Raw genomic sequence first — 21,944 nt, 5'->3', positions numbered from 1 at the left:
GGCGTCACCCGGTTTTCGGCCCCGGGGGGGGGAGGGGCACCTACCGGCGGCTGCGCACCAGCAGATACAGGAAGTACGGCGTACCGATGACCGCCGTCATGAGCCCCGCGCCGAGCTGTGCCGGCGCGATCACCGTGCGGCCGATGAGGTCGGCCGCGCAGACGAGCGTGGCGCCGAGGAGGAGCGCCACGGGCACGACCCGCACGTGCCGCCGGCCCACGAGGGCGCGGGCCGCGTGCGGGGCCACGAGCCCGACGAAGCCGATGGTGCCCGCGCAGGCCACGGCCGTCGAGCTGAGTACGACGCTGAGCACGAGGAACCCGAGGCGCCCCGGACCCAGCGGAAGGCCCAGCAGCCGGGGCGTGTCCTCGTCCAGCGAGATCAGGTCCAGCTCGGTGCGCCGGGCGACCGCCACACCGATGCCGACGACCAGGGCCAGCGCGACCGGCACGATGTCCGGCATGGTCCGCCCGTAGGTGGAACCCGACAGCCAGGTCAGCGCCTTCGTCGCGTTGAACGGGTCGGTGAGCACGATCAGCAGGCTGATCAGCGCGGTCGTCGCGGCGGCGACACCGATGCCGACGAGGACCAGCCGGTTCTGCTGGAAGCCGCCCCGGGCGGCGAGCCCGAAGACGAGGACCGCGGTGACGGCGGACCCCGCGAATGCGGCACCGGCCACCCCCCACGTCCCGGCGACCGGAACGGTGGTCACCAGGACCACGGCGCCCAGCGCGCCCCCGCCGGAGACACCCAGGACGCTGGGTTCCGCGAGCGGGTTGCGGGTCACGGCCTGCACCAGCGTGCCGGCCAGGGCGAGCGCCGCACCCGCGCAGAGCGCGGCGAGCACCCGGGGCACCCGCGTGTCCAGGACGAAGGAGACGGTCCGCCCGGCCCGCCCCTGCGCCCAGTTGACGACGTCACCGAGCAGCAGCTTGCTGTCGCCGACCAGTACGGCGGCGATCACGAGACCGATCAGGACGGCGGCCAGTACCGCCACGGTGGCCAGGAACACCGTCCGGCTCGGGATGCGCAACCGGTCGGGCGCGCCGGCCCCGGCCGTGTCCTTCAGCCGCAGCGCCATGACGACCAGGAACACGGCGCCGACCAGGCTGGTGACGACACCCGTGGGGACGGCCACCGAGAGGTCGTCCGCGACGAAGGTCCGCAGCAGCACGTCCGAACCGAGTACCAGGGCCGCGCCGGTGAGCGCCGCCGCGGGCATGGCCGTACGGGATCGTGCGAAGCCGCGGAACCGGCGGGCGAGCGGGCGGACGAGGGCGGGTGCGCACAGGCCGACGAATCCGATCGGCCCGGCGAGCGTGACCGCGGCGGCGGACAGCAGCGCCGCCAGGACGACGACCGTGACCCGGGTGGCCCGGACCGGGACGCCCAGACCACGCGCGGCGTCGTCGCCGAGCGCGAGAGCGTCCACCCGTCGGGCCGTCAGCAGCAGCCCGACGAGCCCGAGCAGGGTGATGGGCAGCATCTGCAGGATGCCGTCGAAGCCGTTCTGGCCGATGCTGCCCTGGTTCCACTGGTAGAGGCCGTCCGTCTGCTCGGGGAAGAGCAGGAGCAGTCCCTCCGTCATGGAGTTCAGGCCCAGCATCAGCGCGGTACCGGCGAGCACCAGCCGGACGGTGCCCGTGCCGAGTCCGGACAGACCGAGCACGACGGCCGCCGCCGCCAGACCGCCGGCGAAGGCGACGCCGGAGGAGGCGATCATCGGGAGCGAGACGCCGGTGGCGCCGACCAGCCCGAGCGCCAGGTAGGAACCCGCGTTCACGGCCAGGGTGTCGGGGGATGCCAGCACATTGCGGCTGACCGCCTGGAGCACGGCACCGGCCGTGCCGAGGACGGCACCGACCAGGAGTCCTGCGGCCATCCGGGGCAGCCGGGACGCGATCACGACGGACGCGTCGTCCGGATCGGCCTGCCCGGTCAGGGCCTTGAACACCTCGGCGGGTCCCACGGCGGCGGTGCCCTGGGTGATGTCGACGACGGCCAGGACGGCGACCAGCAGGACGAGTCCGGCCGTCACCGCGGCCGCACCCGACCGGGACGTGGGAGCCGTCGACGGACGGGCAGCGGGTTTGGTTGCGGTGACGGCCATGGCCTCGCTACTTCGTCAGCGCGCCGACGACGGCGTCGATGTACGCCTCCATCGACCCGGGGCCACCGAACATCCAGATGCCGTCCTCCAGCCGGTGTACGTCGCCGGCCTTCACGAACGGCAGGGACTTCCACACCGAGTTCTTGGCCAGCGCGCCGGTGAACGGGGTGGCGTTCGGGTCGTCGTCGTTGCCGATGTAGGCGAAGTGGGTGTCCTTCGGCAGGGCGGTCAGGCCCTCGACGTCGGTGGAGCCGAGACCGTAGGCCTCGTCGCCCTTCACCTTCCAGGCGTTCTTCAGACCGATCGCCTCGTTGACCTCACCGATGAGGGAGGTCGCGGTGTAGGGGCGGATCGAGACCTGGTTGGAGGTCACGTAGCCGTCGGCGAAGGCGATCTCCCGGCCGGCCATCTTGGCGTCGGTCAGGGCCTTCTTGCCCTCCGCGACCTTCGCCTCGAAGTCGGCGCGGATCGTCTTCGCCTTGTCCGTGGTGCCGGTGGCCTTGGCGATGAGGTCGATGTTGTCGAGCATCTGCCCGATCTGGTCGGTGCTGTCGGCGGACTTCACCTCCAGCACCGGGGCGACCTCGCGCAGCTGCTTCACGGCGGCGGGCGGCAGGTCCGTGGTGGCGACGATGAGATCGGGGGCGAGGGAGGCGACGGTGTCCATGCTCGGCTCGCCGCGCGTGCCGATGTCCTTGGGCTCGTTCTTCAGCGGGACCGAGGTGTCCCACGTCTTGTAGCCCTTGACGTCCGCGACGCCGACCGGGTCGACACCCAGCGAGACGAGGCTCTCGACGGCGTTCCACTCGGTGGCGACGACCTTGGTGGCCGGGCCGTCGAGCTTCACCTCGGTGCCCTTGCCGTCCTTGAGCGTGATGGCCTCGGAGGCTTTCTTCTCGGTCTTGTCGGCGGCGGGCTCGGTGGTGCCGCAGGCGGCGAGGGCGAGCGCCGCGGCGGTGGTGGCGGCCGCGGTGAGCAGGAGGCGTCTCATGAGGTGGTGCCGAGCCTTTCGGTTCGTATGTGGTGGCGGCCGATCGGGCGGGTGCGCAGCCGGCCGGTCATGGGGTCGGTGTCGACGTCGATCCGGATGCCGTAGACGGAACTGAGGCGTTCCGGCGTCAGGACGTCCTCGGGCCGGCCGTCGGCGACGATCCGGCCCGCTTCGAGCAGCGTGATCCGGTCGGCGACGGCCGCGGCCTGGTCGAGGTCGTGCAGGACGACTCCGACGGCGATGCCGTGGTCGTCCGCCAGGTCGCGGATGAGGTCGAGGAGTTCGACCTGGTAGCGCAGGTCGAGGTACGTCGTCGGCTCGTCCAGGAGCAGTACGCCGGTCTCCTGGGCGAGGCAGCTCGCGAGCCACACCCGCTGCAACTGCCCGCCGGACAGGTGGTCGGCGCCGCGGTCGGCGAGGCCGTCGACGCCGGTGAGCGCGAGCGCCCGGTCCACGGCGGCCGGGCCGTCCGGATCCGGCCGCCCCCAGCGGCCCCGGTACGGATAGCGGCCGAACTCGACGACGTCCCGCACGGTCAGCCCGCCGGGCGTCGGGCGGCCCTGCGTGAGCAGGGCGACGTACCGCGAGAACTCACGGGACGTCAGCGCCATGCCGTCGGTGCCGCCGTCGATCCTGAGCGTGGCACTGCGGGCACGCTGGAGCCGGGCGACGGTCCGCAGCAGCGTCGACTTGCCGCTGCCGTTCGGGCCCACCAGGACGGTCACTTCACCGGGCCTGAGCCGGACCTCCGCGTCGTGCACGACATCGACACCGTCGTACGCCACGGTCACGCCGGTCGCCGACAGTTCATGACCGCGCAGGCGCGGGGTGCCGGCTGCGTCTTCACCAGATCTCACGTGGCGAAGGTTAGCCTAACCTAAAAACTGCTGGTAGAGGCGGGGCTCACACGGCCCCGGCGGCGACCGCGGCACCCCGTTCGCCACCGGCCGGCCGACCGGCTCAACTCGCTTGCCACGACTGGGGTTTCCACAGTCCCGCCCGGTTCAGGGACTGCGGGCAGTGAAGGTAGATCTCGTCGATCTCCAGAAGCAGGGCAAGGTCCGGACGCCGCCCGTCCCGTGCCATCGCGTCGAAGAAGGGGGCGTCGGTGAGGATGCGGGCCCGGCCGTTGATCCGCAGCACCTCCTTGCCGCCGGGGATCAGGTAGAGCAGTCCGGCGTGCGGATTGTCGAGAATGTTGTGGAAGCTGTCTCCCCGCCGGTTCCCCGCCCGGTCCGGCAGGGCGAGGGTGCCGGGTGAGAGGACGTGCGTGAAGCCCGGGGCGTCACCACGCGGCGAGACGTCGCAGTCGCCCTCGGCGTCGGAGGTGGCCAGCAGGCAGAAGGGGGAGCGGGCCAGTATGTCCCGGTCCTCGTCCGTGAGCCGGTCGTGGACCTTGTCTATGACGATGGGCCAGGGCTCGCCCAGCAGCTCGCGCAGTTCCGCGCGCGAGCCGAGTTCGACCCAGCCCTCCTCGGTGACGGCGTCCGGTCGTTCTCCGGTCGCGTCGATCGTGTGCGGCAAGGCCAGCTCCCCAGGTGTGTGCTTGCCGGAAGTGTGGCCTTCCGGCGGATGGCTGCACCCAGCACGTTATCTGACGTTAGGTACGCCTTACCTGGCGCCCGGAGCGGGGCGCCGAGGCCGAACAGGGTGCCGGAGCCGTCGTCCGGTGCGGTGGACGGGCCGTGCATGGGTGCTCCGGTGGGCGGGTGCGGGACGGACCGCTCCCGGCCTCGGTGCGCCGCGAACGGTCCCGCTCCCCCCACTGGACGAAGCGAGTGGTGCCTTCCGCCGTGTCACGCAACCGGTCGGGGGCATACGCGTGACAGGGCACCGGTCCGGTGCCGCCGATCCGAAGGGATGTACACCGTGCTTGCCATCATCGCGGCGGTTCTGTTCCTCATCGCCTGGCTGATCAACGCGGCGGAGATCTCGACCAACGACATCTTCACCGCCACCAACGTCATGCTCATCGGCCTCGCCCTGCTGGCCCTGCACGTCGCCGGGATCGGCAGCGGCTGGGCGACGCGCGGGCGGCGCCGCTGAGCCCCCGCGCGCCTGCCCGTCGTCGGCGGATCCGCGCCACGCCCGCCGTGCCGGTGTCCAGGAACCGGACGACGCCCCGCGCGGCGAGGTGGGCCACGGCACGGATCATGGACGCGGCGCGGTTCTGCCGCGCCGCGTCCCGCGCCTCGGGCGGCAGTATCCGGCCCACCGCCTCGTCGACGGCGTAGTTGTCCTTGCCGCCCAGCGGCCAGTCGTAGACACGCGCGGGGTGGGCCCGGCCGGTGTCGATACGCCGCGATCATCCGGCGGCCGTCCCGCGATCACTCGGAGCCGCGGCCCAGGGTGCGGGGCGGACGGTAGGCCCACTCCCGGTCCGCGTCCGTGATCTCGCGTATCACCCGTGCCGGCGTCCCGGCGACGACCACCATGGGCGGCACGTGCGCCGTCACCACGCTGCCCGCGCCGACCACCGAGCCGCGGCCGACGGTGACCCCCGGCATGAGCAGCGCGCCGGCTCCGATCCACACGTCGTCCTCGATGCGCACCGGCGCCGAGAACTGCGTACCGTCCCTGCGCAGGTCCGGGTGGACGGGGTGCCCGGTGGTGCTGACGGTCACGTGCGGGGCGAACATCACCCGGTTCCCGACGAAGACCTCGACGTCGTCGACGAGGGTGAGGCCGAAGTTGACGTACACGTCGTCGCCCAGGTGCACACGGTTGCCGTAGGCCACGTGCAGCGGCGGCTCGATCCAGACACCCGTGCCCACGGAGGCGAGCATCTCCTTCAGGAGCGACTGGCGGCCCTCCTCGTCCCGGGCGCCGGTCCGGTTGTAGGCGTCGGCCAGCTCCTTGCCCCGCAGCCGCTCCTCCGCCAGGCCCTCCAGTCCCGGCGCTCCGTCCGAGTAGAGCTCCTGCGCCGCCATCCTGCGGCGGACGTCGAGCTCGCGAGGGTCACTGGTCATGCCGTCTCCTTGTGTCTGTACGGGATCGGTCTGCATGGGTTCCGTCTGTACGGGGCGGGGCGGGGCGGGGCTGCACGGGGCGGGGCCGGGCCCCGCCCGCACCGCGGGTGGAGGCGGGCGGGGCCGTTCGGCCATGAGGGGGAGGGTCAGCCGGCGGACACGTCCGCCACCGTCCAGCGCTGGTTGGCGCCGGAGTTGGGCGGCCACGTCGTGACGGCCGCGCCCTCGTGCGTCGCTTGGCCGCCGACCTCCAGCAGGCGCCCGGTGGCCGCGTTGACCAGCGTCCAGGTGCCGTCACCGGTGGTCGACATGATCCACTCGGCGGCCTTGTCACGCCTGCCGGTGTCGGGTTCGGCCACCGGGACGTCGTCGCGTACGGCCAGTCGCGTGCCGTCCTCCGGGTTGGTGAAGACATGGCGGTCGCGGACGCCGCTGTCGTGGCGCACCGCGCTGAGCCGCCACTGCTGGGCGCTGGTTCCGGCCCCGGCGCCGAGGACCAGGTCGGTGCCGTTGCCCGCGACGGTGACGGCCTTGCCGCTCTGCACGCCGGTCAGCGTGTAGGTGTGGCCCTCGCGCAGCAGCGCGGCGTCCTTCGCGACGCCGGAGACGCCCTTGATCTCGAAGGAGGTCACGGACTGCGCGGGCACGGTGAAGGTGGCCGCGCGGTCGCTCACCCTGATCGGGGCCTGCTGTTCGAGCTTGCCGTCGGCGCTGGTCACGACCGGGGTGACGGTGGCGCCCCGGCGCACGTCGCGGAACTTCGACAGGTCGACGGTGACCGTGCGGGCCTCGCCGGTGCGGTTGACGTGGACGAGCGAGGCGCCCTTGCCGTCGCGGGTGACGGCGGCGGCGCTGGAGGTGTCGTCCGTCTTGATCAGCCGGTCGCCGGGCTGGATGAAGTGGGTGAAGTTGCGGGCGGTGTCGAACTTGGTGTTGGTCCGGATCGGGCAGGTCTCCAGGGTGTCCTCGGCGGTGCAGCCGAACGGAAGCTGGATGCTGCCCCAGTTGCCGCCCTTCGCCGACTCGCCGCCCGGCTTCATGTTGTCGTAGTCCTCGACGGGCTGCCAGAACACCCAGGCGCGGGGCTCCAGTTCGCGCAGATCGTCGACGATCTGCTGGGCGAGGCCGAGGCCGGGGCGCATGTCCTGGAAGTCCTGGCCGTCGCCCCAGTCGCCGCCGACCTCGCTCATCCACAGGCGTTTGTCCGCGGCCTTGGACAGGTCCCGCACGGTGGTGCGCTGCCCGGTGCCGTAGGTGTGGACGTTCATCTGGTCGACGAGGTCGCGGTCGGCCTGGGAGTAGGCGTTCCAGTTCGTCGCGAAGGTGCCGGGGTTGGTCTCGTCCATCGCCGAGATGCCCGCCTTGACCTTCGCCTTCTTCAGCGCGGGGGCGAGGGCCCGGAGGACCTCGCGCTGCAGTCCGGGGCCCATGTGCGCCCCTTCCTGCCGGCCGCCGACGGGTTCGCCGTCCGCGCCCAGCCGCGTGCCCCAGTAGGAGGTGTTGGGCTCGTTGAACGGGTCGACGGTGTCGACCTTGATGCCCTCGGCCTTCTCCAGCCGCCTCGTCGCACCGGCCACGTATGCGGCGAAGTCGTCGACCGACTCGGTCCTGAGCTGGTCGGCGGAGGAGTCGAAACCGCCGGAGACGTAGCCGCTGACGGTCATGAACCAGGGCGGGGAGTTGCTGAACGTCTCCCAGTGGTCGATGTCCTCCTTGATGCGCTCGACCCACCAGCGCTGGGTCGCGTCGGCGTCCTCGTTCCAGTCGGCCGGGTCGTCGGCGCTCCACCAGTCGGTGTCCTCGCGGGTGGTGCCCGCGGGCGCCTTCCACCAGCCCTCGACGGCGCCGCCGGCGCGCAGGTAGTCCTTGACGTCCGGCGCGTTGCCGCCGCCGATGTTGTAGCGGGCGATGTTCAGCCCCAGGCCGTCGTCGCCGAAGAGGAGCCGTGCCAGCTTCTCGCGGATCTCGGGAGGGTAGTCGCCGGTGGCGTTGGCGAACCAGACCAGGCTGGTGCCCCAGCCCTCGAACTCCTCCTGCTGGTACGACGGGCCGGGCCGCACGGTGACGGAGGCGGCGGCCGCGGCCGGTTCGGCCTGGGCGGGAACGCTGATCAGGGCGGCCCCCGTGACCAGGGAGGTCAGGGCCGCGGCCCCGAGAAGGCGTCTGCTGCGGGTACGGCGTGCCATCGTGTGCTCCCGACTGGAAGGTGTGGTCGCTGCGGTGGCCCCTCCCGCCCCGAGCCAGGGAGGTCCTGGAGCCTCGTTCCGTTTGCTCTGTTTGCGTGAACATCAAGCGACTGCGGAGGTCGTTTGCGCTGTTCGGGACGGGGTTGATGTTTACGTAAACATCGATGGCGGCATGTCTACCCTGCCCCGAGGGCGACGGTCAAGGGTCGTGCCGCCCGTTCCGGGCCCCACCGCGCCGTCGCGAGCCCGAGGCGCGCCACCTGGTGGAGGTCCTCTCGGGTCCGTTCGGAGCAGCCGTGGCGCCGCGCGATCCGCCGGGCGACCGGCGGGTGGGCCGTGGTGGCCGGCTGAGGTGCGGCGCGGGAGTCCGTGCGCTCATGGAGCCCGTGCCGCCGGGCGCCGGACGTGTGTCCGCCTTCCTTTGCCTTGTGCGAAGATCGGCCGGTTCCTGGCCGAACGGGTGAGTACCGGCCGGTTTACGGGCTGCCGGGGAAGGCAACTCCACAAGCCGACCGTCGTCCCCCACGCCCAGGAGAGCCTCATGACCCAAGTCGCCGACTATGTGCTCCAGCGCCTGTCCGAGTGGGGCGTCCAGCGTGTGTACGGCTATCCGGGTGACGGCATCAATGGCCTGCTCGGCGCCTTCGACCGGGCCGACGGCGACCCGGAGTTCATCCAGGCGCGGCACGAGGAGATGGCCGCGTTCATGGCCTGCGCCCACGCCAAGTTCACCGGCGAGGTGGGGTGCTGCATCGCCACGTCGGGTCCGGGCGCGGTGCACCTGCTCAACGGCCTCTACGACGCCAAGCTCGACCACCAGCCCGTGGTGGCGGTGGTGGGCCAGCAGAAGCGGTTGTCGCTCGGCACCCACTACCAGCAGGAGATCGCCCTCGACCAGCTGTTCGCGGACGTCTCCGAGTACTGCCAGATGGTCGTGCACCCGGGCCAAGCCCGGCACGTGATCGACCGGGCCTTCAAGACCGCGCTGACCACCCGGGGCGTCGCCACGATCATCATTCCCAACGACGTGCAGGAGGAGGAGGCCCAGCCCTCCCCGCCCAGGGAGCACGGATCCGTCTTCTCCAGCGTGGGCTGGAGCAGGCCCCGGGTCCTGCCCGACCTCGACGAGCTGCGCAAGGCCGCCGACGTCCTCAACGCGGGCGGCAAGGTCGCCATGCTGGTCGGCCAGGGCGCGGCGAACGCCGAGGCCGAGGTGATGGAGGTGGCCGAACTGCTCGGCGCCGGTGTCGCCAAGGCACTGCTCGGCCGCGAGGTCCTGCCCGACGACCTGCCGTACGTCACCGGGCCCATCGGCCTTCTGGGCAGCAAGGCCAGCGACAACATGATGCAGGGCTGCGACACCCTGCTGATGGTCGGCAGCAGTTTCCCGTACTCGGAGTGGCTGCCGGAGGAGGGACAGGCCAGGGGCGTCGAGATCGACATCGACGGCCGCATGATCGGCATCCGCTATCCCATGGACGCCCACCTCGTCGGTGACTCCAGGGAGACCCTGCGTGCCCTGATCCCGATGCTCCAGCGCAAGAAGGACCGCGGCTGGCGGGAGAAGATCGAGAAGGACGTCCGGGAATGGCACGACCTGTGCGACCGCTGGGCGGGCGAGCACTTCGGCAAGACGATCAACCCCCAGGCCGTCGCCGCCGAACTGTCGCCCCGCCTGCCCGACGGCGCCATCCTCACGGCCGACTCCGGCTCGGGCACCAACTGGTGGGCCCGGCACCTCAAGCTGCGCGAGGGCATGCGGGCCTCGCTGTCCGGCACGCTGGCGACGATGGGGCCGGGGACGCCGTACGCCATCGCGGCGCGGTTCGCTTATCCCGACCGGCCGGTGATCGCCTTCATCGGGGACGGCGCGTTCCAGATGAACGGCATGAACGAGATGATCACCGTCAAGCGGTATCTGGACCGGCTGACCGGGACGGCCCCGCTCGTCTTCTGCGTGTTCAACAACCAGGATCTCAACCAGGTCACCTGGGAGCAGCGCGCCATGGCCGGCGACCCCAAGTACCCGGGCTCGCAGGACATCCCCGACGTCCCCTACGCCGCCTACGCCGAACTCCTCGGCCTCAAGGGCATCGTCTGCGCCGACCCCAAGAAGGTCGGCGCCGCCTGGGACGAGGCGCTCGCCGCGGGCCGGCCCGTGGTCCTGGAGTTCAAGGTCGACGCGGAGATCGCGCCGATCCCGCCGCACATCATGAAGGAGCAGGGCAAGAAGGCCGTCAAGGCGGCGCTGCACGACCCGCAGGCCACCGGCATCGCCACCAAGGGCGTACGCCAGAAGCTCACCGAGTACGCCGAGCACCTCCCCGGCCGGGGCAAGAAGTGAGCGGCGGGCGGCGGGCGCCGCGTGGTGGCCGACACCGCAGGGCGGAAGTCGTGGTCGTCACCGGGGCGAGCGGCGGCGTCGGCCGGGCCACCGCCCGGGCCTTCGGCGCCCGCGGAAATTCCGTGGCCCTCCTCGCGCGCGGTGAGCATGCCCTGGAGCAGGCGGCGGAGGAGGTCCGCGAGGCCGGCGGGCGCGCACTGCCCCTGGTGGTGGACGTCGCCGACCCCGAGGCCGTGGACGCGGCGGCCGCCCGGATCGAGGAGGAGCTCGGCCCGATCGACGTCTGGGTGAACGCCGCGTTCTCGACCGTCTTCGCTCCGGTGGCGGAGGTCTCTCCGGAGGAACTGAAGCGGGCCACGGAGGTGACCTACTTCGGCTTCGTCCACGGCACCCAGGCCGCCCTGCGGCACATGACGCCGCGCGATCGCGGCACCATCGTCCAGGTCGGTTCGGCCCTGGCCCAGCGCAGCGTCCCGCTCCAGGCGGTGTACTGCGGGGCCAAGCACGCCATCCAGGGCTTCACCGACTCCCTGCGCTGCGAACTCCTGCACGACCGCAGCGGGGTCCGGGTGACCATGGTCCAGATGCCCGGACTCAACACGCCCCAGTTCAGCTGGGTCCTCACCCGGCTGCCCCGGCATCCGCGCCCGGTGGCCCCGGTCTACCAGCCCGAGGTCGCCGCCGAGGCGGTCCTGTACGCCGCGGACCACCCCGGGCGGCGCGAGTACTGGGTCGGCGGCTCCACCGTCGCCACTCTGCTCGGCCAGAAGCTCGCCCCCGGGCTGCTGGACCGCTACCTGGCCCGGACCGGCTACGACGGGCAGCAGACGGACGAGCCCGTCGACCCGTCCCGCCCGGTCAACCTCTGGGAGCCGCCGGACGGCACCGCACCGGCCGACTACGGAGCGCACGGGGCCTTCGACGACGAGGCCCACGCCCGCAGCCTCCAGTTCTGGCTCTCCCGCCACCGCCGGCCGCTCGCGCTGGGCGCCGCAGTGACCGGAACGGTCGCCGCGGTGCTGGCCGACGGCGTGCGCCGACGTTCTCGGTGGGGCGGGGCCGAGGCGTCGTTGGGGCGGGCCGCGTGCTCCGTCCGAGGGGCGTGGACGCGGTCCCGGAACGTACTGCCGCGCCGCTGACGCGATGCCCGCGCCGGGTGCTGGGTGCTGGGTGCTGGGTGCCGGGTGCCCGGCCGACGGTCGCGGGGCGCGATGCGGAGCGCCGTCGCGGCACGGCACGGAGGATGGTGGCGGCCGCCCGAGCACCGGGTACCGCGTCCCGCCTGGCGCGCCGGGTTCCGCGTGGTCGCTCACCGGCCACGGGTCTGCCTGTCTGCCCCCCGTCGGCTGACGCCCGTCCTCCCGGGCCCCCGGCCCCTGGGCGGCTCAGGCCGACGGCGAAGCCGTCCGCCGGTCGAGCACCTCCTTCGTCACGGCATCGACCAGGTACGTCTGCGTGTCGTCCCGCCGGACGGTGGTGACGTCGACGAACCACACGGCCTCGCGCTGCCGGTCCTCCTCCAGCCGGATGCCGGTCACCTTGCCGAAGTCCGGACTCTTCACCTGCTCGACGGCCTCCTCGGGCAGCACCTGCGCCGAGGCGGCCAAGGCGGAGACCCGCTCCTTGTCCGCGGCCGACTGCCCGCCCGGCACGGCGGTGCCGAGGAGCCGCCCGTGCACGGCGTCGACGCGGACCAGGTGCACGGTTCCGTCCTGGGCGGCGACCCTGGTGTGCCAGACGGGCTGCGGATCGGACACCCGGCGCAACGCCACGGAGAGCAGGCGGCTGCCGGAAACCTCGTCCAGCGCCTCACGGACGGCCCGGTCGTAGGGCGCCTCGACCTGCGGCAACACCTCGGGGTGGGGAGACGGCGGCGGGCCGTCGCACGCGGCGCCCGTGGCGAGCAGCGCGCCCGCCACGGCGAGCGCGGATACACCGGTACCGCGGACACGACGCCGGACGCTGGTGCTCGTGAGCGGGCGGGCCATGGGTTGTCTGCCTTCCTGGAAGCCGGACGGGAGCGTCGGCGGAGAACGGGTCATTCACGGTCGATGTTCCGTGTCCACCAGTGGTGCTCGCAGAACCAGTGGCCGACCATCGCGCCGCCGAAGACGACGAACCCGACCCCGATCAGCCAGGACTCCACCACCAGCACGATGCCGACCGTGCCGTAACTGAACGCGTTGTCGAGGATGAGCGGAGTGAACACGAGGTACGAGAAGCCGCGCAGGCCGATCAGGCCCACCATGGTCGCGATCGCCCCCGGCAGCAGGTCACGCCAGCGGACCTGGCTGCCCAGCAGGAAGTGCTGGCCCCACCAGAAGAACAGCATGCCCGTCGCCGTGGACAGCGCGATCCGCACCGACCCGTGCAGCGCCGTACGCGTCTGCACCTCCTGGTAGAGGTAGGCGGTCAGCATGACCACCCAGGTCGCCTGGCGCCAGACGCGGTGCCACGGGCCGGAGGGCAGCTCCCAGATGCGTTCGTAGCCGTTCTGCACGCTCGCCGCGAAGGACACGCCGAACACGGCGAGCAGGATGCCGCCCCACACGCTCGTGGTGCCGACGATCTTGGTAGGCGGACTGATGATGTCGGTCAGCACCCGGGCGGACCGGCCGGACAGCCCCATGCCGTCGGCCAGCCAGGAAGCGAACCCGCCGCGCGCCCCCAGGGGATCGAAGGCGGCCACCACGATCAGCAGCGGCGCCAGCGTGACCAGGGCGAGCGTCGCGAACCCCATGGCCCGGTGCATCAGCTCCAGGTCCCGGCCGCGCCGGACGAGGGCGGACGCGGCCAACCGGTCCCACGCACGGTGGAACGGCTGCCGGAAGCGGTTCACGGGATGCTCCTCGGGCGGTCCCTTCGATGGCTCGCGGATGCGGAACTGAGTGACCCGTCGGCGGGCCGGACAAACGTGGCGCCACCCGGACGCCCGCCGCCTGCCGACCGGACGGCCCTCGCATGGGCCGAACGATGCGGGGAACCGGCTCCGGGAAGGTGAGCCGAGAGGATGAGTATCATGCGCGCACTGACCGTCCGACCCGGCCGGGACGGCTCGCTCGCGGTGGAGGAGGTCGGGGAGCCGAAGCCGACCGCCGGTGAGCTGCTGGTCCGAGGGGTGGCCCTGGGTGTCTGCGGCACGGACCGGGAGATCGCTTCCGGCGCGTACGGCGAGGCCCCGCCGGAACACGACCGGCTGATTCTCGGCCACGAGTCCCTCGGGCGCGTGGCCGAGGCGCCGCACGGCAGCGGATTCGCCGTCGGCGACCTGGTGGCCGGCGTGGTGCGACGCCCCGACCCGGAGCCCTGCGGAGCCTGCGCGCACGGCGAGTTCGACATGTGCCGCAACGGCCGCTACCGCGAACGCGGCATCAAGGGACTCGACGGGTACGGCGCCGAGCTGTGGTGCGTCGAGACCGACTACGCCGTGCGCGTCGACGCGGGACTGGGCCTCGCGGGCGTGCTCATGGAGCCGACCAGTGTGGTCGCCAAGGCCTGGGAACAGATCGAGAGGGTGGGCGCCAGGGCCTGGTTCGAGCCCCGCAGCGTACTGGTGACCGGCGCCGGCCCCATCGGCCTCCTCGCCGCCCTGCTCGGCCGGCAGCGCGGCCTCGACGTGCACGTCCTGGACCGGGTCACGGACGGGCCCAAGCCGGACCTCGTACGCGCCCTCGGAGCCACGTACCACAGCGGTGCGGCCGACGACGTGTTCGCCGTCGTACGCCCGGACGTCGTGGTGGAGGCCACCGGGGCCGGCCGGCTGGTGTTCGACGCGATGCGCGGGACGGCGGCGTACGGCATCGTCTGCCTCACCGGCGTCTCGCCCGCCGGGCGGAGCCTGACCGTCGACGCGGGCACGGTGAACCGCGACATCGTGCTGGAGAACGACGTCGTGGTGGGCTCCGTCAACGCCAACCTCCGCCACTTCCGGCAGGCCGCCGACGCCCTGGCACGAGCGGACCGGGAGTGGCTCCACCGGCTCCTCACCCGCCGGGTGCGGCTGGACCGGGCGACACGGGCGTTCGAGCGGAGTGCCGACGACATCAAGACGGTGATCATGCTGGAGGGCGGCGCGGACTGACCGCTCGCGGACGATCCGAGCGAGTACGTGACGATCCGGGCAAGTGCGTGACGGTCCGCGGGGGCAGTGGCGATCCGAGGGAGTAGGAGATGACGCCGGCAACCGGCTTCGACGCGACGGCGCTGGACGAGTGCACGGTCGACGCGGTCGACGTCCACGCCTTCGAGGTCCCCACCGACGGCCCGGACGGCCGGGAACAGGACGGCACCCTGGAGTGGGACTCCACGACCATGGTCCTGGTGCGGGTGCACGCGGGCGGCAGGACCGGCCTCGGTTACACCTACGGGGACGTGTCCGTGGCCGCCTTCGCGCACTCCGTGCTGACGCCGGTGATCAAGGGCGCGCCGGTCGCCTCGCCGCCGGCGCTGTGGGAGCGGATGGGGGCCCGGATGCGCAACGCCGGCCGCCCCGGCGTCGGGGCCATGGCCCTGTCCGCCGTCGACGTGGCGCTGTGGGACCTCAAGGCGAGACTGCTCGGCCTCCCGCTCGTCCACCTCCTCCCCGCCCACCACGACCGGGTGCCGGTCTACGGCAGCGGCGGCTTCACCAACTACTCCCAGGACCGCCTCACCGACCAGCTCACCGGATGGGTCGAGCAGGGCATCCCGCGCGTGAAACTGAAGACCTCGCGGGAACCGGAGGCCGACGCGCGGCGCCTGACAGCCGTACGCCGGGCGGTGGGCGACGGGCCGGAGCTGTTCACCGACGCCAACGGGGCGCTCGGCCGCAAGGAGGCCCTGTACTGGGCGCACAGGTTCCACGACGAGTGGGACGTGCGCTGGTTCGAGGAGCCCGTGAGCTCCGCGGACCTGGCGGGGCTGCGGATGCTGCGCGACCGGGGCCCGGCCCGGCTGGAGATCACGGCGGGGGAGTACGCCTTCACCGCCCAGGACTTCGCCAACCTCGTCGACGGGCCGGCCGTGGACTGCCTCCAGGCCGACGTCACCCGCTGCGGCGGCATCACCGGCGTGCTGGAGGTCGCCGGTCTGTCGGCCGGCCGCCACCTCGACCTGTCCGCGCACTGCGCCCCCGCGGTGTCCGCCCACGCCTTCTGCGCCGTGCGCCGACTGCGGCACCTGGAGTACTTCCACGACCACGTGCGCGTCGAGCGGCTGCTGTTCGACGGCGTCCTGTCGCCCGACGGCGGAGGCCTGCGCCCCGACACGGGCCGGCCGGGACTCGGTCTGGAGGTCAAGTGGGCCGACGCGGAGCCGTACCGCGTGCACGGTACCCGCCCGTCCTGACCACGACCGGGAAACAGGCGGGCGACGGCCTCGTCAGGGGTCCATGCGCTGCTGCTCACGCATGCGCTCGTTGTGCCAGGCGATGGCTGCGCGTATCTGCGGCTCCTGAAGGCCGGTCCGGCAGCCGAGCTGGTCCATGGAGAGCGCCGGCGGGCCCGTGGTCAGGGCGCGGGTGAGCTTCGCCGCCCACAGCTCCTCGTCCACGAAGGGCCGGTGCGCGTAACCGTTCTTGATCACGTCGAAGTGGTCGTCGCAGCACGCGGTGATGAGCCGCAGCCCGTCGAACCATTCGTTGGCGAGGTGGGCCGCGGAGGAGTCCGGCACGTAGCCGCTCACGGCTTCGTCCTCGGGGAAGACCCTGGCGCACAGGTCGCACAGCTCCATGGGGACCGGCTTGGCGGTCCGGCGGTCCTTCCTGCCCTTGCGCTTCCACATGGCGACTCCCGGGGATCGGCGTCCGGAATGCCGGAGTTACCCGCAGGGCGGGGAGCAAACGCCCCGCGGGTGAGGACCGCCGTCGTCCCGGCCGCTCCGGACGCCGCTACGCCAGCCTCACCGGCAGCTCGAACAGGTCGTTCTGCGTGACCACCGGCTTGTTGCGCAGGTCCGATGCCGGCACCGCCAGGTCCAGGCGCGGGAAGCGGGCGTAGAGCGCGGGCAGCGCCACGCCGGCCTCCAGCCGGGACAGGGCCGCGCCCGGGCACACGTGCGGGCCGTGGCCGAAGGAGATGTGCCGGTTCTGCGAGGCGCGGGTGATGTCGAACTCGCCCGCCGTCGGGCCGTGTGCCCCCTCGTCCCGGCCCAGCGCGCCGTACGACACGATCAGCGCGTCCCCGGCGGGTATCACCCTGTCGCCGACCTTGACGTCCTCGGTCGCGAACCGGATCAGGACGTGCGAGGTCGGGGTCGAGTAGCGCAGCGTCTCCTCGATCACCGCGGACCAGTCCGCCTTCCCGGAGAGCACCAGGGCCCGCTGCTCGGGATGTGCGGCCAGGTTGACCACGGAGTTCACGATGAGCGAGATCGTGGTCTCGTGACCGGCGGCCACCATCAGCTGGAGCGTGGAGACGATCTCCGCGTCCGTGAGGTGGTCGCCGTTCTCGGACGCCTGGATCAGCGCGCTGGTCAGGTCGTCGCCCGGGGCGGCGCGCTTCGCGGCGACCGTGTCGGCCATGATCCCGGCCAGCTCGGTGAGGGTGGCGACGACCTCCTCGGGCGGCGTCTGCGTCGAGAAGAACTTGTCGAACAGCACCTTCAGCCGCGGCAGCCGCGCCTCCTCGATGCCCATCAGGTCGGCGATGACGTACATCGGCAGCGGGTAGGCGAAGGCCGCCTTGAGGTCGACGACGCCGCCGTCCGCGGGCATGTCGTCGAGCAGCCGCTCGGTGAGCTCGGTGATCCGCCCCCGCATGTGCTCCACCCGGCGCACCGTGAGCGCCTGAGCGACGAGCGTGCGCAGCCGCCGGTGCTCGGCGCCGTCCACGGTGAGCATCGAGCGGCCGGGGTTGGCCAGCCCGATCAGCGGCCAGTCGGCGGGGATCTCGCCGCGCTGCCACGCCCCCCACACGTTGATGTCCTTGACCAGGCGGGGGTCCGTGAGGAGGGCCTTGGCCTCGGCGTGGTGGGTGACCGCCCAGACGGGCACGCCGCCCGGCAGCTCCACGGCGGCGAGCGGTCCGGCCGCGCGCAGCCGGGCGCTCTCGCCGTCCAGGTCGGTGACGAACGGGTCCAGCGGGATCCGGGCTTCTTCGGTTCCGGTCGTCATGCTGACGTGCCTCCCAGGGCAGTGGTCGGGGTGAACCGCACGGGCAACTCGGTCAGCCCCCGCAGCCAGGGCGAGGGGCGACGGGTGAGGGACCCGGCGGGTACGGCCAGGTCGATGTCCGGCAGCCGGTCGAGGACGACCTCGATGCCGGTGCGCGCGATGACCTCGGCGACCTCCTGCGCGGGGAAGGGGCAGCGGTGCTCGCCGTGGCCGAACGAGAAGTGCGCGTTGTTGCCGCCGGTGAGCGCGGAGCCGTCGGTGCGGACCTGCGGGTCGGAGTTGGCGCCCTGGAGGCCGAGGAGCACCAGGTCGCCGGCCCGGATGCGGCGCCCACCGAGCTGCGTGTCGCGCGAGGCCCAGCGGCCGGCCACGTTCTGCGTTGGCGTGTCCTCCCACAGCACCTCGTTCATGGCCTCGGCGACGCTGTTGCGGCCACCGAAGAGCGAGGCGGCGAAACGGTCGTCGGTCAGCATCAGCCGCAGCGAGTTGCCGATCCAGTCCGCCGTCGGCTGGTGGCCCGCGGCCATCATCACCATCAGGTCCTGGGCGACCTCCTCCTCGGTGAAGCCGCTGTCGTCGGCCAGCATCCGGGAGGCGACGTCGTCGGCGGGCGTCGCCTTCCGGTCGGCGAGGAGCCGCGCCATCGACGTGGCGAGGTGCGTCTGGCCGGCGATGGCCCGCTCCCTGCCGTCGATCATGTCGTTGAGGGCGGTGACGAGCGCCGGACCCTGTTCGTCGGAGAAGCCGTACAGGCGGGCCAGGACCCGTACCGGCAGCAGCATGGCGTAGTCGGCGACGAGGTCGGCCTCGCCCTTGGCGCACAGCCGGTCGACGAGTTCGTCCGCGAACCGCTCGGCGTGGCCGCGCAGGACGTGCGGGTCGACCGCCTCCAGCGCGTCGCTGATCATGGCGGCGCGTTCACGGTGCCGTTCGCCGACCGTGTAGAGGATCGACGGCTGCCTGCGGCCGATCATCGGCAGCAGCGGCCAGTCGTCGGGGATGTTCTCCCACTGGTTCCACAGGTCGGAGTCCCGGCTGAACAGCACTGGATCGCCGGTCACCTGGTGCAGTTCGCGGTAGCCGAGCACCAGCCAGGCCGGGACGTCCCCGTCCAGCAGCACCGGGGCGACGGCGCCGTGCTCGCGCCGCATCCGGCGGTACAGCAGGGCGGGATCCGTCTGGAAGCGGGGGCCGCCGAGCGGTACGGCGTTCTGGACGTCGGTGGCGTCGGTGCTCACACGAACTCCTGTCGGGGCTGGGCGGCGTAGCGCGCCTGGAGGTGTTCCACGAGCGCGATCAGCACCTGCTTGCCGGACTCGCGGGACCGGGCGTCGCAGAAGACCAGCGGCACCCGCGGGTCCAGGTCGAGCGCCTCGCGCACGGCCTCGGGGCGGTGTCGGGGCCCGCCGAAGTCGTTGCAGGCGACGATGAACGGCGTGCCGTGGTGCTCCAGGCGGTCGATGGCGTACCAGGAGTCGTCGATGCGGCGGGTGTCCACCAGGACCACCGCGCCGAGCGTGCCGGAGAACAGCCGGTCCCACAGGAACCAGAAGCGTTCCTGGCCGGGCGCGCCGAACAGGTACAGCACGTTGCGCGCGTCGAGGCTGATGCGGCCGAAGTCGAAGGCCACGGTCGTCGCGGTCTTGCCGCGTACCTCGCTGATGTCGTCGACCGCCTCGCCGGCCTGCGTCATCGTCTCCTCGGTGTTGAGGGGGCGTATCTCGCTGACCGAGCGGACCATGGTCGTCTTGCCGACGCCGAACCCGCCCACGACCACGATCTTCAGGCCGTTGCTGGCGGACGCACCCAAAGGGGTGCGGGCGTCAGAGGTTGCGGAGTCCAACGAGCACCTGCTCCAGGATGTCGGGATCGGGGACGGCTGCCGTGTGCGGGTGGCGTGCGCTCACCCGGCCCGCGGCGTGCAGATCGGAGAGCAGGACCTTGGTGATGCTCACCGGGAGCCGCAGTTCGGCGGCGATCTCCACGACGGCGGTGGGGGCCTCGGTCATCCTGAGAATCGCCGTGTGCTCCGACTGCATGCCGGGCGTCGGCTCGCATTCGGCGACGACGAGGGTGACCAGGTCGAAGGGGTTGCCGGGGCTCGACCGGCTGCGTCCCTGGGTGACGGTGTACAGCCGGTCGGGCGCGTCGTCCCTGCCGGGGCGGCTCATGACGTACGGGGCTGCGCGGTGAGGTGCTCGCCGAGCTGCTCGATGAGCTCGCTCATGTTGTGCCCGACGAGCCCCGCGTCCGCGTCCTCGGAGGTGACGACGGCAAGATGCGCGCCCTGGCCCGCCTCCACGATGAACAGGATCCCGCCGTAGAACTCGGTCATGGCCGAGCGCACCCCGCCGCTGCCGTCGCCGAACTCCACGGACGCGCCGTGGGACAGCGACTGGATGCCGGCGGCGATCGCGGCCAGTTGGTCGGCCTGGTCGACGGAGAGCTCCGGGGTGCGGCAGAGCTTGAGCCCGTCGCGGGACAGGACGAGCGCGTGCCGCGCGCCCGGGGTGCGCTCCAGGAGGCCCTCGATGAGCCAGGTGAGCTTCTCGTCGGCGGTGGTCGAGCCGGTCATGGAGTGGTGTCGCCTTCCGGGTGCGCGTGCGAGTGGGACGGGTGGTCGGGGGCCGTCTCGGCCGGTGCGGGTGCCGCGGGCTCCTCCTGCTGGGCACTGTCCCGTGAGGTGGCGGGGCCGGCGGCCCGTACGGCCTGGCGGAAGCTGCTGAAGCGGGCCGCTCGTGCCTTCGCGTCGTCGGCGGGCGGTGCGGGGCGCGGCTCGGCGGACCGGGCGGTGGCCCGGGCGCGTTCGGCGGCGGCGAGGGTGCGGCCGCGGCGGCGCCTGGGCAGCCCCGTGAACGGCTCGGCGGACTCGGCCGACGGGTCCGGCTCGCGGTCCGCGGACTCGTGGGTGGGCAGCGGTTCGGGGGCCACGTCGGCGGGAGCGGGCTCCGGCCCGGCGGTGGACGGTGCGAGGGCGGGCTCCGGCCCGGCGGTGGACGGTGCGGGAGCGGACGGTGCGGGGGTGCGCGGCAGGCCGGTCGGAGCGGCGGGCGGCGGGGACGCCGCCGGACCGTCGGAAGCGGCGGGACCGCTCAGAATGTCCTGGGGGATGAGCATCAGCACGCCTGTACCGCCGCGCGCGGACGGCCGGAAGGACACCTTGAGCCCGTGCTTGGCCGACAGCCGGCCCACCACGGAGAGGCCCAGCCGGGTACCGGTCAGGCCGCCGAGACCGGCCGGCTCGCCGGCCACCGCCCGCTGGGCCCGGCGCAGTTGCACCTCGCCCATCACCAGCCCGCTGTCCTCCACGGACACGATGACGCCGGCCGGCACCTCCTCGACGTACACGTGGACCTCGGCGGTCGGCGGGGAGAAGTTCGCGGCGTTGTCGAGTAGTTCGGCCAGGGCGTGCATGACGCCCTCGGCGGCGTGCCCGGCGACCGCGGTGTCGCTGGCCGAGTGCACGCGCACCCGCTGGTAGCCGGCGATACGTCCCATGGCGCCACGCAGAATGGATTCCATGCCGATGGGCCGCGCCCAACGACGCCCGGAGCGGGCGCCCGTGAGGACGGCGACGGAGTCGGCGAGCCGGCCCGCCTGCGCGGTGCGGTGGTCGAGGTGGAGCAGGTCGGCGAGGACGTCCTCGTCACTGTGCCGTTCCTCCATGGCGCGCAGGTCGGCCAGCATCCCGGTGGCCAGCGCCTGCATCCGGCCGGCCGCGTTGGCCGTCGCGGAGACGGCGGCGGCGCGCTCACCGGTCGCCCGGTCGAGCAGCGCCCGCAGCCGGGTGGCCTCCTCGGTGAGCCGGGCGACCTCCTGGGCCCGCTGCTCGGCGAGACGTACCCGCTCCTGCTCGAAACCGTCCGCGAGCCGCTCCCGCTCCCGGTCGAACTCCGCCACGACGCGGGTCCGTTCACGATCGGCCTCCGCACGCAGGCGCTCCTGTTCCCGTCCCGCCTGCTCGGCCAGCCGCGCCCGGTCCTGGGCGAGCCCGGCCGCGTCCGCGCGGGCGGTGTCCAGCAGGCGGCGGGTGGCCCGCTCCCGGCGGACGGCGTGCACAGCCACGGTCACCGCCGCGCAGAGCAGGATCGCCGCGGCGCTCGCGCCCAGGCCGAGTGGCACGCGTACCGAGGACGGCGCCGCGGCGACGGCACCGCCGACGACGAGCGCCGACACCACCGCGCAGGGCAGGGCCACGGCCAGGAGTACACGGGGAGCGGGTCGGTCGCCGGGGCGGGCGGGCGCGGTCATCAA

The 21,944-nt window shown here is 72.7% G+C and carries 20 protein-coding genes and 1 pseudogene; 5 read left to right on the top strand and 16 right to left on the bottom strand.

Features of this window, described 5'->3' with window-relative positions; translation table 11 throughout:
• Window positions 1-40 precede the first annotated feature (40 nt).
• The 4 genes from ACFW48_RS25700 to ACFW48_RS25685 all read right to left on the bottom strand — a co-directional run bounded on the left by ACFW48_RS25700 (window position 41) and on the right by ACFW48_RS25685 (window position 4,625).
• Complete coding sequence (locus tag ACFW48_RS25700; RefSeq protein ID WP_386318260.1) at window positions 41-2,110, bottom strand: iron ABC transporter permease; 2,070 nt, start codon at window positions 2,108-2,110, stop codon at window positions 41-43.
• 7 nt (window positions 2,111-2,117) lie between these two features.
• A complete protein-coding gene (locus tag ACFW48_RS25695; protein WP_386318258.1) occupies window positions 2,118-3,101 on the bottom strand; it encodes an ABC transporter substrate-binding protein in 984 nt (327 codons plus the stop codon).
• Complete coding sequence (gene cdtA, locus ACFW48_RS25690; protein WP_386318256.1) at window positions 3,098-3,958, bottom strand: siderophore ABC transporter ATP-binding protein CdtA; 861 nt, start codon at window positions 3,956-3,958, stop codon at window positions 3,098-3,100. Before cdtA ends, ACFW48_RS25695 begins: the two co-directional genes overlap by 4 nt.
• Window positions 3,959-4,061: 103 nt before the next feature.
• Entirely contained in the window at window positions 4,062-4,625 is a 564-nt protein-coding gene (locus tag ACFW48_RS25685) for an MSMEG_1061 family FMN-dependent PPOX-type flavoprotein (protein WP_386318254.1), read from the bottom strand.
• A gap of 336 nt (window positions 4,626-4,961) precedes the next feature.
• Here ACFW48_RS25685 and ACFW48_RS25680 point away from each other — a divergent pair, with 336 nt between their 5' ends.
• Entirely contained in the window at window positions 4,962-5,147 is a 186-nt protein-coding gene (locus ACFW48_RS25680; RefSeq protein ID WP_337306530.1) for a hypothetical protein, read from the top strand.
• Window positions 5,148-5,193: 46 nt separating this feature from the next.
• On the opposite strand, the pseudogene ACFW48_RS25675 reads toward ACFW48_RS25680, so the two are convergent.
• The 3 genes and pseudogenes from ACFW48_RS25675 to ACFW48_RS25665 form a co-directional block, all read right to left on the bottom strand.
• Window positions 5,194-5,397: pseudogene (locus tag ACFW48_RS25675) on the bottom strand (SAM-dependent methyltransferase); the annotation flags it as partial.
• A 31-nt stretch (window positions 5,398-5,428) separates the two neighbouring features.
• Entirely contained in the window at window positions 5,429-6,070 is a 642-nt protein-coding gene (locus ACFW48_RS25670; RefSeq protein ID WP_386318251.1) for a sugar O-acetyltransferase, read from the bottom strand.
• 146 nt (window positions 6,071-6,216) lie between these two features.
• Entirely contained in the window at window positions 6,217-8,256 is a 2,040-nt protein-coding gene (locus ACFW48_RS25665; RefSeq protein ID WP_386318250.1) for an RICIN domain-containing protein, read from the bottom strand.
• Window positions 8,257-8,797: 541 nt separating this feature from the next.
• Between ACFW48_RS25665 and ACFW48_RS25660 the strand changes: the two genes are divergently transcribed.
• Together ACFW48_RS25660 and ACFW48_RS25655 are read left to right on the top strand one after the other, a co-directional pair.
• Complete coding sequence (locus tag ACFW48_RS25660) at window positions 8,798-10,600, top strand: thiamine pyrophosphate-requiring protein (protein ID WP_386318248.1); 1,803 nt, start codon at window positions 8,798-8,800, stop codon at window positions 10,598-10,600.
• On the top strand, window positions 10,597-11,739 hold the full coding sequence (locus ACFW48_RS25655) for an SDR family oxidoreductase (protein WP_386318246.1): 1,143 nt from the start codon (window positions 10,597-10,599) through the stop codon (window positions 11,737-11,739). The genes ACFW48_RS25660 and ACFW48_RS25655 overlap by 4 nt, the downstream gene beginning before the upstream one ends.
• Window positions 11,740-11,985: 246 nt before the next feature.
• Here the strand turns inward: ACFW48_RS25655 and ACFW48_RS25650 are convergent, their stop codons facing one another.
• Entirely contained in the window at window positions 11,986-12,588 is a 603-nt protein-coding gene (locus ACFW48_RS25650) for a PepSY domain-containing protein (protein ID WP_386318244.1), read from the bottom strand.
• A gap of 50 nt (window positions 12,589-12,638) precedes the next feature.
• Window positions 12,639-13,439 (bottom strand): ribonuclease BN, encoded by an 801-nt coding sequence (locus tag ACFW48_RS25645; protein WP_386318243.1) that lies wholly within the window; start codon window positions 13,437-13,439, stop codon window positions 12,639-12,641.
• Between the two features lie 180 nt (window positions 13,440-13,619).
• Here ACFW48_RS25645 and ACFW48_RS25640 point away from each other — a divergent pair, with 180 nt between their 5' ends.
• The gene (locus tag ACFW48_RS25640) at window positions 13,620-14,681 is read left to right on the top strand and encodes a glucose 1-dehydrogenase (protein ID WP_386318241.1); all 1,062 of its coding nucleotides are present in this window, start codon (window positions 13,620-13,622) and stop codon (window positions 14,679-14,681) included.
• Between the two features lie 89 nt (window positions 14,682-14,770).
• Entirely contained in the window at window positions 14,771-15,925 is a 1,155-nt protein-coding gene (locus ACFW48_RS25635) for an enolase C-terminal domain-like protein (RefSeq protein ID WP_386318239.1), read from the top strand.
• Window positions 15,926-15,958: 33 nt separating this feature from the next.
• On the opposite strand, the gene ACFW48_RS25630 is transcribed toward ACFW48_RS25635, so the two are convergent.
• The 7 genes from ACFW48_RS25630 to ACFW48_RS25600 all read right to left on the bottom strand — a co-directional run bounded on the left by ACFW48_RS25630 (window position 15,959) and on the right by ACFW48_RS25600 (window position 21,941).
• A complete protein-coding gene (locus ACFW48_RS25630; RefSeq protein WP_386318238.1) occupies window positions 15,959-16,360 on the bottom strand; it encodes a hypothetical protein in 402 nt (133 codons plus the stop codon).
• A 106-nt stretch (window positions 16,361-16,466) separates the two neighbouring features.
• Complete coding sequence (locus ACFW48_RS25625) at window positions 16,467-17,690, bottom strand: cytochrome P450 (RefSeq protein ID WP_386318236.1); 1,224 nt, start codon at window positions 17,688-17,690, stop codon at window positions 16,467-16,469.
• Window positions 17,687-18,928 (bottom strand): cytochrome P450, encoded by a 1,242-nt coding sequence (locus tag ACFW48_RS25620; protein ID WP_386318234.1) that lies wholly within the window; start codon window positions 18,926-18,928, stop codon window positions 17,687-17,689. The genes ACFW48_RS25625 and ACFW48_RS25620 overlap by 4 nt, the downstream gene beginning before the upstream one ends.
• A complete protein-coding gene (locus ACFW48_RS25615) occupies window positions 18,925-19,533 on the bottom strand; it encodes an ATP/GTP-binding protein (RefSeq protein ID WP_386318232.1) in 609 nt (202 codons plus the stop codon). Before ACFW48_RS25615 ends, ACFW48_RS25620 begins: the two co-directional genes overlap by 4 nt.
• On the bottom strand, window positions 19,514-19,861 hold the full coding sequence (locus ACFW48_RS25610) for a DUF742 domain-containing protein (protein WP_386318230.1): 348 nt from the start codon (window positions 19,859-19,861) through the stop codon (window positions 19,514-19,516). Before ACFW48_RS25610 ends, ACFW48_RS25615 begins: the two co-directional genes overlap by 20 nt.
• Window positions 19,858-20,265 (bottom strand): roadblock/LC7 domain-containing protein, encoded by a 408-nt coding sequence (locus tag ACFW48_RS25605; protein ID WP_386318228.1) that lies wholly within the window; start codon window positions 20,263-20,265, stop codon window positions 19,858-19,860. The genes ACFW48_RS25610 and ACFW48_RS25605 overlap by 4 nt, the downstream gene beginning before the upstream one ends.
• Window positions 20,262-21,941 carry an ATP-binding protein gene (locus ACFW48_RS25600; RefSeq protein ID WP_386318226.1) on the bottom strand — a complete coding sequence of 560 codons (1,680 nt, stop codon included), beginning with the start codon at window positions 21,939-21,941 and terminating at the stop codon, window positions 20,262-20,264. The genes ACFW48_RS25605 and ACFW48_RS25600 overlap by 4 nt, the downstream gene beginning before the upstream one ends.
• Window positions 21,942-21,944: the final 3 nt, after the last annotated feature.

It is taken from the genome of Streptomyces sp. NPDC058812, from assembly GCF_042744565.1.
GTDB classification, from domain to species: Bacteria; Actinomycetota; Actinomycetes; order Streptomycetales; family Streptomycetaceae; genus Streptomyces; species Streptomyces thinghirensis.
The sequence above is the reverse complement of the archived record's forward strand: the minus strand, read 5'-3'. Positions and strand labels throughout refer to the sequence as shown.